Source organism: Bacillus sp. XB1, assembly GCF_053557995.1.
In genome coordinates, this window is sequence record NZ_JBNRIL010000001.1 from 933,324 (window position 1) to 950,065 (window position 16,742).

The 16,742-nt window shown below is 33.3% G+C and carries 19 protein-coding genes and 2 pseudogenes; 17 read left to right on the forward strand and 4 right to left on the reverse strand.

Features of this window, described 5'->3' with window-relative positions; translation table 11 throughout:
- Nucleotides 1–147 precede the first annotated feature (147 nt).
- The 4 genes from ACK1U5_RS04695 to ACK1U5_RS04710 all read left to right on the forward strand — a co-directional run bounded on the left by ACK1U5_RS04695 (nucleotide 148) and on the right by ACK1U5_RS04710 (nucleotide 3,354).
- Nucleotides 148–1,998, forward strand: coding sequence for a sigma-54-dependent Fis family transcriptional regulator (locus ACK1U5_RS04695; RefSeq protein ID WP_000881384.1), 1,851 nt, complete (start codon nucleotides 148–150; stop codon nucleotides 1,996–1,998).
- Nucleotides 1,999–2,112: 114 nt separating this feature from the next.
- Entirely contained in the window at nucleotides 2,113–2,370 is a 258-nt protein-coding gene (locus tag ACK1U5_RS04700; RefSeq protein ID WP_000873842.1) for a DUF3977 family protein, read from the forward strand.
- A 136-nt stretch (nucleotides 2,371–2,506) separates the two neighbouring features.
- Nucleotides 2,507–2,746, forward strand: coding sequence for a DUF3953 domain-containing protein (locus ACK1U5_RS04705; RefSeq protein ID WP_001080075.1), 240 nt, complete (start codon nucleotides 2,507–2,509; stop codon nucleotides 2,744–2,746).
- 149 nt (nucleotides 2,747–2,895) lie between these two features.
- Nucleotides 2,896–3,354, forward strand: a complete 459-nt coding sequence (locus tag ACK1U5_RS04710; RefSeq protein WP_000006412.1) for an SRPBCC family protein — start codon at nucleotides 2,896–2,898, stop codon at nucleotides 3,352–3,354.
- A gap of 27 nt (nucleotides 3,355–3,381) precedes the next feature.
- On the opposite strand, the pseudogene ACK1U5_RS04715 reads toward ACK1U5_RS04710, so the two are convergent.
- Nucleotides 3,382–3,797 (reverse strand): annotated as a pseudogene (locus tag ACK1U5_RS04715) (hypothetical protein).
- Nucleotides 3,798–3,893: 96 nt separating this feature from the next.
- Here ACK1U5_RS04715 and ACK1U5_RS04720 point away from each other — a divergent pair.
- On the forward strand, nucleotides 3,894–4,331 hold the full coding sequence (locus ACK1U5_RS04720; RefSeq protein ID WP_000062913.1) for an NUDIX hydrolase: 438 nt from the start codon (nucleotides 3,894–3,896) through the stop codon (nucleotides 4,329–4,331).
- Between the two features lie 35 nt (nucleotides 4,332–4,366).
- Here the strand turns inward: ACK1U5_RS04720 and ACK1U5_RS04725 are convergent, their stop codons facing one another.
- Nucleotides 4,367–4,978, reverse strand: a complete 612-nt coding sequence (locus tag ACK1U5_RS04725) for a TetR/AcrR family transcriptional regulator (RefSeq protein ID WP_000798538.1) — start codon at nucleotides 4,976–4,978, stop codon at nucleotides 4,367–4,369.
- Nucleotides 4,979–5,137: 159 nt separating this feature from the next.
- Between ACK1U5_RS04725 and kynU the strand changes: the two genes are divergently transcribed.
- From kynU to ACK1U5_RS04750, 5 genes are all read left to right on the forward strand, one after another.
- Entirely contained in the window at nucleotides 5,138–6,424 is a 1,287-nt protein-coding gene (gene kynU, locus ACK1U5_RS04730) for a kynureninase (RefSeq protein WP_069604766.1), read from the forward strand.
- Between the two features lie 2 nt (nucleotides 6,425–6,426).
- Entirely contained in the window at nucleotides 6,427–7,056 is a 630-nt protein-coding gene (gene kynB / locus ACK1U5_RS04735; RefSeq protein ID WP_000858062.1) for an arylformamidase, read from the forward strand.
- 32 nt (nucleotides 7,057–7,088) lie between these two features.
- Nucleotides 7,089–7,928 carry a tryptophan 2,3-dioxygenase gene (gene kynA / locus ACK1U5_RS04740; RefSeq protein WP_000661957.1) on the forward strand — a complete coding sequence of 280 codons (840 nt, stop codon included), beginning with the start codon at nucleotides 7,089–7,091 and terminating at the stop codon, nucleotides 7,926–7,928.
- A 119-nt stretch (nucleotides 7,929–8,047) separates the two neighbouring features.
- Nucleotides 8,048–8,965 (forward strand): serine hydrolase domain-containing protein, encoded by a 918-nt coding sequence (locus ACK1U5_RS04745; RefSeq protein ID WP_000346265.1) that lies wholly within the window; start codon nucleotides 8,048–8,050, stop codon nucleotides 8,963–8,965.
- A 16-nt stretch (nucleotides 8,966–8,981) separates the two neighbouring features.
- Nucleotides 8,982–9,605 carry a Pr6Pr family membrane protein gene (locus ACK1U5_RS04750; protein WP_061139198.1) on the forward strand — a complete coding sequence of 208 codons (624 nt, stop codon included), beginning with the start codon at nucleotides 8,982–8,984 and terminating at the stop codon, nucleotides 9,603–9,605.
- 146 nt (nucleotides 9,606–9,751) lie between these two features.
- Here ACK1U5_RS04750 and ACK1U5_RS04755 read toward each other — a convergent pair whose 3' ends face one another.
- Nucleotides 9,752–10,084, reverse strand: coding sequence for a DUF3889 domain-containing protein (locus ACK1U5_RS04755; RefSeq protein ID WP_000734900.1), 333 nt, complete (start codon nucleotides 10,082–10,084; stop codon nucleotides 9,752–9,754).
- A 144-nt stretch (nucleotides 10,085–10,228) separates the two neighbouring features.
- Between ACK1U5_RS04755 and sleB the strand changes: the two genes are divergently transcribed.
- The 6 genes and pseudogenes from sleB to ACK1U5_RS04785 all read left to right on the forward strand — a co-directional run bounded on the left by sleB (nucleotide 10,229) and on the right by ACK1U5_RS04785 (nucleotide 14,910).
- A complete protein-coding gene (sleB, locus tag ACK1U5_RS04760; RefSeq protein ID WP_001249053.1) occupies nucleotides 10,229–11,008 on the forward strand; it encodes a spore cortex-lytic enzyme in 780 nt (259 codons plus the stop codon).
- Nucleotides 11,009–11,023: 15 nt separating this feature from the next.
- Complete coding sequence (ypeB, locus tag ACK1U5_RS04765) at nucleotides 11,024–12,364, forward strand: germination protein YpeB (protein ID WP_000943727.1); 1,341 nt, start codon at nucleotides 11,024–11,026, stop codon at nucleotides 12,362–12,364.
- Nucleotides 12,365–12,390: 26 nt separating this feature from the next.
- A complete protein-coding gene (locus ACK1U5_RS04770; RefSeq protein ID WP_000854053.1) occupies nucleotides 12,391–12,987 on the forward strand; it encodes a YhcN/YlaJ family sporulation lipoprotein in 597 nt (198 codons plus the stop codon).
- Between the two features lie 106 nt (nucleotides 12,988–13,093).
- On the forward strand, nucleotides 13,094–13,450 hold the full coding sequence (locus ACK1U5_RS04775) for a hypothetical protein (protein WP_000976447.1): 357 nt from the start codon (nucleotides 13,094–13,096) through the stop codon (nucleotides 13,448–13,450).
- Nucleotides 13,451–13,461: 11 nt separating this feature from the next.
- Nucleotides 13,462–13,974: a GNAT family N-acetyltransferase gene (locus tag ACK1U5_RS04780; protein ID WP_002061531.1), complete on the forward strand. Its 513-nt coding sequence runs from the start codon at nucleotides 13,462–13,464 to the stop codon at nucleotides 13,972–13,974.
- Between the two features lie 400 nt (nucleotides 13,975–14,374).
- Nucleotides 14,375–14,910: pseudogene (locus tag ACK1U5_RS04785) on the forward strand (DUF1697 domain-containing protein).
- 44 nt (nucleotides 14,911–14,954) lie between these two features.
- Here ACK1U5_RS04785 and ACK1U5_RS04790 read toward each other — a convergent pair.
- Nucleotides 14,955–15,359, reverse strand: a complete 405-nt coding sequence (locus ACK1U5_RS04790) for a hypothetical protein (RefSeq protein ID WP_069604764.1) — start codon at nucleotides 15,357–15,359, stop codon at nucleotides 14,955–14,957.
- Nucleotides 15,360–15,567: 208 nt separating this feature from the next.
- Between ACK1U5_RS04790 and ACK1U5_RS04795 the strand changes: the two genes are divergently transcribed.
- Nucleotides 15,568–16,737, forward strand: a complete 1,170-nt coding sequence (locus ACK1U5_RS04795; protein WP_000025622.1) for a ParM/StbA family protein — start codon at nucleotides 15,568–15,570, stop codon at nucleotides 16,735–16,737.
- Nucleotides 16,738–16,742 lie beyond the last annotated feature (5 nt).

Consider the following 16,742-nt stretch of genomic DNA (forward strand, 5'->3'; position numbering starts at 1 on the left):
AAAAAAGAATAAAGAAATGCATTAGGATATTCAAATTATTAACATATTTGTGTCGTCTTGCTAGTTTTATTGAAAACGCTTTTATTCAGTTTTATAATAAAAGTATGTTTTATAAATCTCCAAAACAATTAAAAGGGAGATGATACAATGTTAGCTTCACCGTTTTACTTACATACATGGAAAAAGTTTATTGATGAAGGAGTCCTTGATTCGAACCGTATAAACGAAAGAATTTCAGAATCATGGTACCGATGTAAACAAGCAAATGTGAATCCTCATATGAGTAAAGGTCAGAAAATTTTGTCTTCTGTTTTTTTTCAAGAACAAAAGAAAAAGAGTGAAATTTTCCTTGATATAGCATTACCTCAAATACAAAATATGAGAAAAACCATTGATGAACTACAAATGATGGCATTATTAATCGATCCAGATGGTTATGTTCTATCGTTAAGTGGAAATAAACAAACGTTAAAGCGAGCGAAACATATTAATTTTATTGAAGGTGTAAAATGGACGGAAGCAGCTGTTGGCACAAATGCAATTGGAACAGCGCTAGAAATTGAAGAAGCTATTATGATAAGTGGTACTGAACATTATACCGTGGCATCTCATAGCTGGAGTTGTGCGGCTGCTCCCATTCATAATGATGATGGGAAATTAATTGGTGTTCTAGATTTCTCGTGTCCAATTGAATTTTCGCATCCATATATGCTCGGTATGGTAACTTCAATTGCACATGCGATAGAACGTGAATGTAGCATAAGAGTTCATCAAAATGAATTACACTTAATTCATCGTTTTTTAGATGTTATTGATAGTGATGAACAAGTAGTTATTTGTAATCATCGTGATGTTATCGTTTCTGCGAGTAAGAGCGTTCGTGAACGAATAAATAATTGGTCAAGAATGAAAGTTGAAGAGTTAATGCACCATGGATTGGAAACTAAATTAGAGATACCGGTATATAGTAATGAAAGAATGATTGGGAAATGTATGTATTTAAAGGAAAACAAACAAATGAATACATATTCTACTTTCACATTTATAAAAGGAATTACTTTTCCAGGAGTTACCGGGACAAGCAGAGCATTTCAACACACACTAGAAGAAATTAAGCTTGTTTCACCGACTGATGCTAGTGTGTATGTATGTGGTGAGACAGGAGTAGGAAAGGAATATGTCGCGAGAGCGATTCATGAAAATAGTCCAAGAAAAGACGGGCCCTTTATAGCTGTTAACTGCGGTTCTTTGCCTAAAGAATTAATGGAAAGTGAATTGTTCGGTTATGCTGAAGGTGCATTTACAGGTGCGCGACGTCAAGGATATAAAGGGAAATTTGAACAAGCAAACGGAGGAACATTATTTTTAGATGAAATTGGTGAAGTACCACCAGAGATGCAAGTAGCATTATTGCGTGTTTTACAAGAACGCACAATAACTCCAATTGGGAGTTCAAAATTGGTACCAGTAAATATTCGTATTATTACTGCCACACATAAAGATTTACTACGGTTAGTAGAAGAAGGGAAATTCCGTCAAGATTTATATTATCGTTTGCACGTTTATCCGTTATATGTTCCATCGTTAATAGAAAGAAAAGAGGATATCCCATATTTTATACAACACTTTTGCGAACGGAAGAATTGGAATGTTGTATTTCCAAAGAGTATATACAATCAATTTTTACAACATACATGGCCCGGAAATATTCGGGAACTAGTAAATGTATTAGAACGTATTTACATTTTGTCGCAAGGACGGGAAATATGCGAAAAACAAGTCGTTTTTTTGATACAAACAATGATGGGAAATCAAGAACAACTTGAGTTGCAAGCTGAAAATAAAACAGAACATACATTACATTTTCGCGAAAAAATACAGCGTGATAGCATGATTGAAGCATTACAAAAGACAAATGGAAATGTTTCGTTAGCTGCAAAACTATTAAATGTACCCCGTAGTACATTTTATAAACGAATGCAAAAATATAAGTTATAAAGTAGATTTTTGCAATCTACTTTTTCTTTGTGGGCTCATGTTCTGTCGGAATGTGCGCTTACCGGGGAAATAATAGAATTGTTAGAAGGGAAATTTCCTAATGGAGGTTAGTGTGTGAAGTACATTGAAATTGGAATCGGGAATAGGTGGTTTGTTCGAACGGAAACTGAAAATAAAGATGGGACTGAATTTGAAGAACGAGGTATTATAAAACCTATTTATTTTGAGTCATTATACGTACGTATTTGGTTTCGGAAAACTTGTTTTATTTTTGATACGAAAGAGGGTTTTAAGAAAGATAAGAAGAGAAGGGTTGAATATAAATTTATTGTTGGAATTGTAAGTAGACTGAATAAAGAAAAAGTGGGCTAACATGCGTAGTTATATTGGACAGGAAATTCTTTTGACTTATATCAAATTCATGAAAAGCACATTTACTAAATATAAATTGTTAATAAAACCGCTAAGAAAACTTAGCGGTTTCTTTTTAAAAAGGGGGGATTTGCGTATGAATAGGATCGTAACTGTTTTACTTGCAATTATTATAATGGGGTATTCCATTTATAGTTGGAATGATACTTCGGAACTGAGTATGCTAATTTTACAAACGCTTTTAGGGTTTATGTTAGTTAGCTTAGGCGTGCAAAATTTAAAAAATAACGGAAAAGAAAATAGAAGTATAGGAATTGCTTTACTACTCGTGGCTTTGTTTTTAATTGTTGTATCTTTAATAAAATATTTTATATGAATAAGTTTTTAAATTAATAAAAAATGATTATTTATTGAATCCCCCTCACAATAAAAAGTTAAAATTCTACTTGTATTTCACTATATAAAATATGGCATAATGATTTAGTTAAAATAGAAATGGATAGGGTATTTGAGAGGGGCAGTATAATGAGTTTTGCAATTGAAATAGTAATAAAAGCACCATTGGATGTTGTATTTGACTACATAATAGAAGATGAAAAAATAAAAGAATGGAATACGTTTATAATAGAAAATCGCTATCCTTCAAATATGGATAAAGAGAATCCACGTGTAGGAGATAAATATATTACTGTTCAAAAAGTCGGTAAGAAAATATTCGAGGCTGAAGTAGAAATCCTTGAATACGATGCACCGCATATTATTTCACTTGGTAGTGAAATGAAGCAAGGATATTCAGCAATGACTTATATGTTAGAAGAAGATGAGGAAGGTACAGCACTAACATTAATTTCAGAATATGAACCTAGTAATTTTTATTATAAAATGATGTATAAGTTAACAGGCTGGATTTCACGAGGTTTAACTATAGAACAAATGGAACGTCTAGCAGAATGTGTAGAAGCTGCTTATAATAAAGAAAATTAATATTAAAGACATATTAAGAGAAAAACGTTACTCAAAGGATTGAGTAACGTTTTTATTATTTGAAGATTTTTCATTGAAAATTTTAATAGCTCGTTCAAATATTTCTTGATCAATACGAAATCTTTCTGTTATCCAATAAGTAAGTTCAAAAGAGGTAAGGTTATGTTCTTTTTTCTTACCTTGGAAATATTGTTTTAAAACATTATCATTTATAGAAGTTGGAATGCCATCGATATAACCAAAAATTTGAATTTTCTTTAGTACAGGAGATGTACGCCAATCGTTAGACCTTGAAATAAGTTCTTTCATATTTGATAAGTGTATTGGTTCTTTTACTTTTTCTTGATGAGCTTTAATAAGCTCATTTAAAACTTTAAGCTAGTAGGCTGTTTTGTCGTACCTAAAAATGATAGGAAGCTATTTACTAGTTGTACTTGGGTCATTTTCTTATCCTTTCTATATAGAAATTGCTATTGGTATTATTATACAATAGGTGTCAGAAAATACAGTTGTTTATTATTGAAGTGGGAGAGAATTATATGTCGATGTCACTATATTATAAAAAAATCCGTGAGCAATTAGGCTGTGAACTAATTCTAATACCGAGTATAGCTGCTGTTATTAAAAATGAGCAAGGGAAAATCTTATTTCAATATCCTGGTGGAGAATACTGGAGTTTGCCAGCTGGAGCAATTGAACCTGGAGAAACTCCAGAAGAAGCAGTAATTCGGGAAGTATGGGAAGAAACAGGATTGAAAGTACAAGTAAAAAAACAAAAAGGGGTATTTGGAGGGGAAAGGTTCCGTCATATATATCCGAATGGCGATCAAGTAGAATATATTGTTGTTGTGTTTGAATGTGAAATTACTAGTGGAAAACTGAAATCGATAGATGGTGAATCTTTAAAACTACAATATTTCTCATTTTCTGAAAAGCCTCCTTTAGCACTACCATACCCGGATAATATATTTTTATAGATGTAAAATAGCACACCTTATTTATTGAAGGTGTGCTATTTATATAACCCGGTCGTATACATCTCCGTTAACGTATACACAATTTCCTCTAATTTAATCTTTTTGTCATTTTGCATAATAGTCCAAAGAAACGATTCATTCATCGCGAACCAACCGCGTGCTACAATCTCTTTATTTAAATTAGGTTGTGCTAATCCACTTTCTTGAGAGTAAGTAATATCCTGTTTAATGCTTGTTATAAAACGTTCCCGAATCTCATCCCATTTTTGCCGTATTTCTCTTGATAATCCTATCGCTTCCTCTACAACTTGCAAAATAGCGCGTTCTTCATCTGCTAATTGCAGGAATGCTCTAACTTGATTTTGGATCATTATACGTGCTTCCTCTTTTGTTTGTGGAGAAAAAGAGCGTTCAGCGATATTATAAAAACGATTCATAACATCTTCCATTAAACTAATTAGGAGATCATCTTTGTTTTTGAAGTATACATATGCTGTTCCGTAACCAGTTTCTGCATGTTTAATAATTTGTGTAATTGTCGTTTTTTGAAATCCATTATTTATAAAAATAGTGTAACCAGAGTGTAATAGTTTCTTCTTGGTTTCTAAGGAGCGGTGTTTTCTTGATGAAAGGGTACTGTTTTTCAAAGAATCACCTCTTTATACTGAAATATCTGAAAATATAACTGTATTGTAAAAGAAATTCATATATAAAGTCAACTGACATAATATCATTGACGTCGTATCAATTGAGGTGATATATTTCAATTAGTTAGAATAAAAAGAAAATTAAGAGAAGGTGACACCATGTATAAAGAACCATTTCAACCGAATTATGAATATGCGCTTGAATGTGATAAACATGATGAACTGAAAGATTTTCAAACTGAATTCTATAAAAAAGAAGGAACGATATATTTAGATGGAAACTCATTAGGACTACTTTCAAAAAGAGCAGAGAAATCGTTACTTACTTTGCTAGATTCATGGAAAGAGTATGGCATTGACGGCTGGACAGAGGGTGAGCATCCTTGGTTTTTTCTCTCGGAGAAATTAGGTGAGTTGACTGCACCTCTTATTGGAGCTTTACCAGAAGAAACTATTGTAACCGGTTCCACGACGACAAATATACACCAAGTGATTGCCACATTTTATGAGCCGAAAGGAATACGTACAAAAATTCTTGCGGATGAATTAACATTCCCGTCAGATATATATGCACTTCAAAGTCAAATTCGTTTAAAAGGATTAGATCCAGATGAACATTTAGTAAGAGTGAAAAGCAGAGATGGTAGAACACTTTCTGAAGAAGATATTATCCATGCGATGGAAGATGATATCGCTTTAATTTTATTACCTTCTGTTTTATATAGAAGTGGTCAAATTCTTGATATGAAACGTTTAACAACGGAAGCTCATAAACGCAGCATTCACATTGGATTTGATTTATGCCATTCAATAGGATCTATTCCGCATCATTTCAAAGATTGGGATGTCGATTTTGCTGTTTGGTGCAATTATAAATATTTAAATGCAGGACCGGGTGGCGTTGCAGGAATTTATGTAAATAGTAAACATTTTAATAGACTGCCAGGGTTGTCTGGATGGTTTAGTTCTAGAAAAGATAAGCAGTTTGATATGGAGCATACATTAACAGCTGCCGATCATGCAGGTGCTTATCAAATTGGTACACCGCACGTATTAAGTACAGCACCTTTAATTGGTTCACTTGAAATTTTTAAAGATGCTGGTATTGAACGTTTACGCGAAAAATCTTTACATATTACAAGATATATGCTGAATTTAATTGATTACGAATTAAAAGATTTCGGATTTACAATTGGAAATCCATTAGAGGATGAAAAACGTGGCGGGCACATATATTTAGAACATGCAGAAGCAGCACGTATTTGTAAAGCGCTAAAAGCAAATGGAGTAATCCCTGATTTCCGAGCACCTAATGGAGTAAGACTGGCGCCGGTCGCTTTATATAACACATATGAAGAAGTGTGGAAATCTGTACAAATATTAAAGAAAATTATGAAAGAAGAAGAGTATAAACAGTTTGAAAATAAGCGAGAGGTTGTGGCATAAGCATGAAAACATCAGAGTGGATTGATATTTCACAACCGCTAAATAATGATATTGCAACGTGGCCAGGAGACACACCGTTCTCATATGAAGTTTCATGGTCAAAAGAAGAAAGTGGCTCGGTAAATGTAGGAAAGTTAACGATGAGTATTCATACAGGTACTCATATTGATGCACCATTTCATTTTGATAATGATGGAAAGAAAGTATTAGATTTAGATGTTCAAGTTTATGTTGGCCCAGCACGGATTATTGACGTTTCTAATCTTGAAAGCATCGGAAAAAAAGAACTAGAAAGTTTTCACTTAGAAGGTGTAGAACGATTATTATTACGTACATCTTCACATGGGAAAGCTGAAGAATTTCCAGTTGTGATCCCTCATTTACGTGCTGATATAGCGCCGTTTCTTTCAGAAAAAGGAATACGTTTAATTGGAGTAGATGTACCATCAGTTGATCCATTAGATGATAAAGAATTAGCAGCGCATCATCAATTATTTAAACATGGAATTCATATTTTAGAAAATGTCGTACTAGATCATGTAGCAGACGGTGATTATGAATTGATTGCATTACCACTTGCATTAACTGATGCGGATGGAAGTCCAGTTCGAGCCGTTATTAGACCAATATAAGTAGAATCATATAAAAGGGGCGTTTGGCTAATATGAAAGAAAATGAAAAAGTGATTATGGAAAAAGGGATTCATACGGATTTTAAAGAGAATATGACGTATGGGGAGTATTTACAATTAGATAGTTTATTATCTTCTCAAAAAAGATTATCAGACCATCATGATGAAATGTTATTTATCGTTATTCACCAAGCAAGTGAGCTTTGGATGAAGCTCATTTTACATGAGCTAAATGCGGCGATTGAATCTATTAAACAAGATAAATTACAACCAGCTTTTAAAATGTTAGCACGTGTATCAAAAATTCAGTCTCAAATTATTCAATCTTGGGATATTCTTGCGACATTAACACCATCAGAATATATTGAGTTTCGTGATTCACTCGGTCAAGCTTCAGGTTTTCAATCGTATCAATATCGTATGATTGAGTATGCACTTGGCTATAAAACGCCACATGCATTAAAAATTTATGAAAAGGATCCAGAATTACATGCACGACTTCATAAAGCGCTACATGCACCAAGTCTATATGATGTCGCGATTCAAGCATTAGTAAAAGAAGGATTCCCTATTCATAAAGATGTGTTAAACCGTGATATTACGCAGCCTTATGAAGAAGATGCAACAGTAGAAGCAGCATGGTTAGAAGTGTATGCGGATGTGAAAAAATATTGGAATTTATATCAGCTTGCTGAAAAATTGATTGATATTGAAGACTGGCTACAACAATGGCGTTTCCGTCATATGAAAACAGTAGAAAGAATTATTGGACATAAAATGGGTACAGGTGGATCCTCCGGTGTTTCTTATTTAAAGCGAGTACTTGATCAACAATTCTTCCCAGAGCTTTGGAATGTTCGTACGAAATTATAAAAATAAACCTGTCAGTTCATTATGGCTGACAGGTTTATTTTTATTTGAGCACAATTATGTTTAAAATGAAGGAACAAGATATAATAAATGGATTAACTATTTAAATGGAGGTAAAGTTTTTGGATTTCAAGCAACTAGAAAATAAATTCGAAAAGAAAAAAGTGAATACATTTCTTGTTTATCAAAAAGGACAATTAACAACTGAGTATTATAAAACACCCGAATGTGCAAATAACTTATATAAAATAAATTCGATTACAAAAAGTATCGTATCTTTATTAATTGGTATTGCAGTTGATAAGGGCTATATAAATGATATACATACACCGATCACAGAGTGGATTGAAAATGTACCTAGGGGAAAACATAATTTAACACTATATCACTTATTAACAATGACTACTGGTGAGGACTGGAAAGAGTTTGGGAATGGAGTAGTATTCCCAAATGACTTTGTAGAATCAGAGAACTGGGTACAGTACATATTAGAAAAGCCAATAATTGAAGAACCTGCTACAAAAATGAATTATAATTCAGGTTCTTCTCATTTACTGAGCTATATTATTCAAGAAGCTACTGGAATGTCGACAGAGCGGTTTGCAAAGAAATATTTATTTAATCCATTAGAAATTAACGAATACGAGTGGCAACAAGATCCGCAGGGTATATATGTCGGCGGCTTCGGTATGAAAATGAAATCTACCGATTTATTAAAATTAGGAAAATTATGTTTGCAAAATGGATATTGGAATGAAAAAGAAATTGTATCAGCGAAATGGTTAGAAGAGTCAAGTAGGGCGCATTTTGAAACATATGAACATGTCGGCGCATATGGATATCACTGGTGGGTATTACATACCGAAAGATTTCACATACCGTATTGTATATATTTCGCTATGGGATACGGCGGACAATACATCGTTATCATTCCTCAGTTAGAAGTAGTAGCTATTATAAGTAGTCATATGCCAAAACGTGGGCTCGTTCCATTAAAACTATTTATTGAGCATGTACAGGGAAATTCTAATTATATATAAGAAAAGGAGGGAATGTATGAAGGATGAAAAAATTTTATCTTTATTTAGATTCTGTTTAAGTCTTCTAGTATGTAGCGCCATTATTACGCAATTCATAATCAGGGCACAAGTGAAACCGTTCAATCCAGTTAACTTTTTTAGTTTCTTTACTATCGAAAGTAACATTTTAGTTGCATGTATTCTCCTTTTAAGTAGTATCGGAACAGCTACATTTGGTCGCTCAGAGCAGTTTAGTATACTTCGTGGTGCGGCGACGGTATATATACTTACGACAGGACTCGTTTATTTTTTGTTACTAAGAGGGTTAGAAGAGTCACTTCAAACGGCAATACCATGGGTAAATACTGTGCTACATTATATCATGCCGATTGCAATGCTTTTAGATTGGATTTTAAATCCACCTATTAAGAAAATCACTTGGAAACAAGCTGCAAGTTGGCTTTTATTCCCGTTTTTTTACGTTGTATATAGCTTAATACGTGGTCCAATCGTGAATTGGTATCCATATCCGTTTTTAGATTCGAGAATAGGTGGATATGGTAAAGTACTTTTATACAGTATAGGGATAGCAGTTGTAATTGGCTCTATTTGTATATTGGTAAGATTTTTAGGGAATCGAAACTTTAGAAAAGAATTTTAGAAATGCAAGAACCCCACTGTGTCTGTTTTTAACAGTGGGGGTTTCACTTTATCCAGCTATTTGTCGGGCTGCCCGTAAAAGTCCGATTGGTGAGGGCTGATGATTAGTGGGAGATGAACAAAACCCCCACTGATTAAGGTTTCACTTTATCTACTCGTCTTCTGAAACGACAACTTTATAAATTTCTCCGTCTTCGTTTCAAATTCTACATCAACAAAAACACCGTATTCTTTTCCGTTCTCACGTAACCACAATTTAAATTTTTCAACAGTTATTTGAACTGTTTTTGGTTTTCTACCTATATGAAGATAGTCAATAATTTCTGCTTTTGGGTATTGTTCTTTCGTCTTTTCTACGGCAAGTTTACCCCATTTGGCATACGGCGGCTGCGCATGAACAATTGATAAGCCTGTATATATATTTGAACATGTTGTTAGGAACAGAATGACAAGTGCGACACGTTTTAACAATTTTTTCATGATGAACTCCTTTTATCCTTTTTTATATTGTTTACATATTTTTTCAACGATATTAGTTTGGATTTTTTTGTCTTCTTTACATAAAAGCGAGGCTTTTACAAAACATAACCAAGAAATCATTTCCGTAATTAAGGAGGGAAAATTATGCGCCAAAAAGCTATTTTTAAAATAGCAGTTTTACTTGCGTTCATAGGACTGTCTTTAATGGTCAGTAGTATACAATTAAAGAATGTAGAAGCTTTTTCTAATCAAGTTATTCAAAGAGGAGCATCTGGCGAAGATGTCATTGAACTGCAATCTCGTTTGAAATATAACGGGTTTTATACGGGAAAAGTGGATGGTGTTTTCGGATGGGGTACATATTGGGCACTTCGGAATTTTCAAGAGAAATTCGGATTACCCGTTGATGGTTTAGCTGGAGCTAAAACGAAGCAAATGCTCGTGAAGGCAACGAAGTATGACAAGTCAACTGCTAATAAAGGGACGACAACGAATAAAGGAAATAGCGGTGGCACTGCACAAGAGAATAAACCACCTCAAAATAAAGGGACAAATGTTCCGAACGGTTATTCTCAAAATGATATTCAGCTTATGGCAAACGCAGTATACGGAGAATCGCGTGGTGAACCGTATTTAGGACAAGTTGCAGTAGCTGCCGTTATTTTGAATCGTGTTACAAGTGCGTCATTCCCAAATACTGTTTCAGGTGTAATCTTTGAACCTAGAGCATTTACAGCGGTAGCCGATGGACAAATATATTTAACGCCAAATGAAACAGCAAAAAAAGCAGTTTTAGATGCGATTAACGGATGGGATCCAACAGGAAATGCTTTATATTATTTCAATCCAGATACTGCGACTAGTAAATGGATTTGGACTCGTCCACAAATTAAAAAAATCGGTAAACATATTTTCTGTAAATAGAGCGGAGGTGGGACAATGTTACGAGGTATTATCATTGTATTATTAACAGTCGGTGTAGTAGGAACAGGCTATTGGGGCTATAAAGAGCACCAAGAGAAAAATGCAGTTTTAATTCGAGCGGAAAATAGCTATCAACGTGCATTCCATGATTTAGCATACGAAGTCGATTTATTACACGATAAAATTGGCACAACACTTGCGATGAATTCACGATCATCTTTATCACCTGCATTAGCGGATGTATGGCGTTTAACATCTGAAGCTCGCTCGGATGTAGGGCAACTTCCTTTAACGTTAATGCCTTTTAATAAAACGGAAGAATTTTTAGCGAATATCGGTGATTTCAGTTACCGTGCAGCCATTCGTGATTTAGAAAAAGAGCCGTTAAATGAGCAAGAATATAAAACGCTACAAACTTTATATTCAAATGCAGGAAATATACAAGATGAACTAAGAAAAGTACAACATCTTGTTTTGAAAAATAATTTACGCTGGATGGATGTAGAAATGGCACTTGCATCAAATCGCGATCCAGCAGATAACACAATTATTGATGGATTGAAAACTGTAGAGAAAAACGTAACATCATATTCTTCTACAAACTTCGGACCGACCTTTACAAGTGCGCAAAAAAATAAAAAAGGCGGATTTGAAGCGGAAGGAAAGGCAATTTCTAAAGATGAAGCGGCGAAAATCGCAAAATCGTTTCTGAATTTAAAAGGAAATGAAAAAGTAGATGTTGAGAAAAGCGGAAAAGGTGCGAAAGAATCCTTCTATAGTGTGAAAATTAAAGATGAAGCAACGAATAATGAGTTCTATATGGATATTACCGGAAAAGGCGGATATCCAATTTGGGTTATGAATAACCGCGAAATTAAAGAACAGAAAGTTAGTTTAAACGATGCAGGTAGTAAAGGTTTGAAATTTTTAAAGGACCATAAGTTTAATAATATGGAGCTTTATGATAGCTCTCAATATGATAATGTTGGTGTATTTACGTATGTAGTAAATGAAAATGGAGTACGAATTTATCCAGAAGCAATCCAAATGAAAATTGCTTTAGATGATGGTTCTATCGTTGGGTTCTCCGCAAAAGAATATTTAGCGTCACATCAAAAGCGAACAGTTCCATCGGCAAAGCTAACTGCAGCAGAAGCAAGAAAGAAAATCAATCCGGATGTAAAAGTCATGGAAGAACGTAAAGCTTTAGTAGTCAATGATTTGCATAATGAAGTGCTTTGCTATGAATTTGTAGGCACTTTAGGAAAAGATACGTACCAAATATTCATTAATGCTAATAGCGGGGCCGAGGAAAAGGTAAAGAAAATGCAAGCTGTTGAAAAAATTTATGATTAAACCTTAATAGTGAAGTGGTGAAAATAATGAAAACTCTAATATATATATTGATGCTTTGCTTCGTTATAACTGGATGCAGTATTGGAAAAAAAGACAATCCAAACGAAAAGCCGGAACAAAAAAATGTTTCAATGAAAAATGTTAATTATACGAATAAATCAAATAAGCCAAATGAAAAAGCAGCAGATCATTTAGCATCTTTAGCGGCAAGTGTGCCAGGTGTGAATGATGCAACCGCGGTCGTTGTTGGAAAATATGCTATTGTAGGTATTGATGTAAAAGCAAAACTTGATCGAACTCGAGTTGAATCAATTAAATACTCTGTTGCAGAAAGTTTAAAAAATGACCCTGACGGTGCTAATGCAGTCGTTGTAGCAGATGTTGATACGTATGAACGGCTCAAACAAATCGGAAAGCAAATTAAAAAAGGAAAAACAGGTGAAGGTATACTAGATGAATTAGCCGCTATTGTGGGCCGAGTAATGCCACAAGTTCCAAATGATATGATAGAAAATAGAGAAACGAATCCAATTAAAGATAATGATAAACAATTACCAAAAGATGAAGAACAAGAGTTAAGAAAAGAACAGGATGATCAATCAAATAATCATTTGAATAAATGAAATTAGCCTCGTACTTAATTGTACGAGGTTTTTAAATACAATATTAAATATTCAGTTTATTTTTAAGGAAAAATATGGTTTAATTATGATGGGAGGGACAACTGTTATGATGAAAAAAAGCGCATGTATATTGTTTAGTTTATGCTTAGGTTTCAGTATGACAGCGTGTGAACAGAGAAAAGAAGTGAAAAATCAAACAGCAACTTCTTCTACTGTGATGGAAAGGCAACAGAAAGAGTCTATCAATATAAATCATTTTTCGAGTATAAATGAAGGGATGACTTATACAGAAGTGAAAGATTTAATTGGTTTTGAAGGAGATTTACTTATAGAAGAAGGGGTAGAACATTCTACACAAATTAAACAAATTTTTGCTTGGAAAGGAAACAATCCAAATTCATTTGTTGAAATTACCTTTTTAGATGGAAGAGTGCATTCAAAAGCACAGCAAGGTATAAGTTAATAAGCTAAAAAATGGGAGAGTTTAGCATGAACATACACACAGGGGAAATTCAATTAGTTCCGTATAAGGAGAAATATAAAGAAGTTATACAAACATTTACTTTACCAAGTGAACAAGTTCAGTTTACATCAGATCCAAGCGCATTACTGGAGAAAGCAAAAAGTGATCGTACAAAAAATGTGATTGTTATTTTAGATTACAATGGGGTACCGGTGGGTCTTTTCGCATTGGAAACGGGAGATAGAGTAAAGGAGTTCACAGATAATGAGGATGCTTTACTTTTAACATCATTTTCTATAAATCACAATAGACAAAGAAAAGGATTCGCTAAAAAGTCATTGTTATTATTAGAAGAGTTTGTAAAACGTTATTTTCCAATAAAAAATGAAGTTGTACTTGCTGTGAATGAAAGAAATATTCCTGCACAAAATTTATATGCAAAAGTCGGCTTCCAAGATAAAGGTTTTAGAAGAATGGGACCAATAGGCCAACAAATAATAATGCATTTGTCTATAATGAAATAATGAGATAGAAAACTTACTCTTGAATATTCATGTAGTAGGTTTTTTTATTTTAATAATATACAATATATGTATATAAAATGAAATAGAAATGAAGGATATAAAAAATAAATCAAGATAGAAAATGGAATATCGTTGGAGGAAGAGTGATTAAAACTGGGATTGCAGTTTTTCTTACAGTGTTAGTTTGTGAATTTTTTAATATCTCAACTTGGAGTTATAAAAATGATTTAAAAGATTATAAACCAAATCATTATCATCACCATTTTTCAAGTGAGTATATTATTTTATTTGAGGTATTATCTATTCATGATATGTTAGAAGAATTAAAACAAATATCCGAGAAATATGAGTGGGGAAATCGATTCAATTGATAAGTTCATTTTATTGTGGGGGGAATAGTATGACACTTTATATTGCATTACTAAGAGGAATCAATGTCGGTGGACATAAAGTAATCAAAATGGCTGAGTTAAAACGAGTGTTTGAATCAATAGGGTTAAAACAAGTGAAAACGTATATACAAAGTGGTAATATCGTGTTCGAATCTGAGGAAGATATAAACTTTCTAAAAGACCGAATACAAACGGAAATAAAAAATGAATTTGATTTCGATGTTCCAGTCATGCTAAGAACACATGATGAATTTATAAATATTATTAAGCAATGTCCGTATGAAGTTCATTCATTGTTAGAAGGAGAAAGTGTTCATGTTGCTTTTTAGCGAATGTACTTTCTGAAGAAGAGAGTAGTCAATTGCTTATATTTAAAAGTGAACTTGAAGATTGCTATATAGATGAGAAGGTCGTTTATTTATTTTTCAAAAATAGCATTCGAAATTCTAAATTAATGAACCAGTTTCAGAAGTTACATACACCAGCTACAGTTAGGAATTGGCGGACTGTGAATAAATTAAAAGCAATTGTAGAGAGTATGTAAATATAAAAAGATGAGGTTTTCTACATGTAGAAAACCTCATCTTTTTACTTATATTGTTTTGCAACTACGAGTTCGACAATAGGATAAATAAAGAAGGAAGAGCAAATTGCGATGAACAGAGGGAGGTTTTTTACTCCATCTAAATTAGCCCCCATAGAAAATCCTTCAGAGAAGATTAATATAAGGAACATTACAATTACAAGCACAAAATATGCAATTTTAAAGCTTTTATATGTAATTTGTTGTCCCATTTCATCTTGACTTTCTTCTGATACACCGTGGGGATCTCCCCAAGTAATGTAATTAATTAAATTACTAAGTATTAACGAAATAGTAAAAATCGTACCGCCCAAAATAGAACCTTCAGTTATGTATTTATATGTGCCATGTACTAGTATTGCAATTAATGCTAAAACAATGATTATAAAAATAGTTTTTTTAGTATTCAATAAATAATTGCCCCCTTGATTGTAAAAAACTCTTTACAAATATAAGTATAAAATTGGAAAAGTATCATGTCAAATACTTTTTACACGAAATATGTAAGTATGTAATATTTTAGTTCTATGATAAATAAAAAATTACAATACATTTGAATGTAAAAGAATGGGCTCGCATATATTTGGAAGGGATGTCAGATTAATTTAGGGGGTAGTTATGTCTATACTTTTAAAAGCTGGTGCAGATGCAGGAAACAACGGTTTGAAGTTAATGGTGAAAGGGCAAGACCCTATTTTTATTCCGAGTATTTATTCTTTATATATAGGTGAGCCTACAGGACTCTTAGATGAGGTAGATGTTTCATTATCTGAATTAGAAAACCACATTGATGTGACTATAAGTTCGCCATCGTTAATGCTAAATAATGTACGATACATCGTTGGAGAAAAAGTCATTCAAGATCAATTAAAAGGTACTGAGGTAGAGAAGAAATCAAATAAGTCAACGGATGAGTTAATGGTTATTACAATACTATCAGGTTTGGCGGTAAGCGCTATGCGTCAAAGTCCAACTTCTAGCCATATTAATATTCGTTATGATTTATCTGTCGCTCTTCCTATGCAGCTTATTACACAAGAAATAGCTGCTGAAAATGCAAAACGTTATATGGGAAATCATAAGGTTATTTTCCATTATCCGAACGGACGCGATGTGACAATTAATGTTTCAATTGAGTATTGTAAATGCCTGCCTGAGGGTGCTTCTGGGACGTGGGGCATTGTATACGATGAAGAAGGAAATGTTGTGAAACATAAAATAGAATGTGAGCAAAATCAAGTTTCTGAAATTGATTTTGTAGATAAAACTCTACTCTCTTTTGATATTGGCGCAGGGACGACAGAAGAAGTCGTTTCATTAGGGGTGAATTTCCGTCCGCAACTAAGTAAAGGTTTATCTTATGGTGTAAAAGAGACGTTACTACAAATCATTACGAGATGGAACCGGAAGTATCCAACTAAAACGATTGATAGCATTACAGAATTCAATCAAATTTATTTAAATGATAAGCATCCGAGAAATACATTATTAGTTGAGGAATCACAGCCAGCGCTATTAGGTTTAGCAGCGCGTGTTGCAACAGATATTATAAATAAAATTGATGATATGAAAGACGATCCATACGTGTTTATTTATGGCGGGGGTGCAGTAATTATTAAAAACAGTTTAAAAATGATTTTAAAGCAAAAAGGACGACTCAAAAATGTAATCTTTGTAGATAATCCGTTATTTACAAATGCACGAGGATTATTAGTCTATACTTGTTCGCCAAAATATAGAGAGCATAAGCAAAAAGAGTTAGGATTTACAAACTTAACGATAAGTTAGTTGGT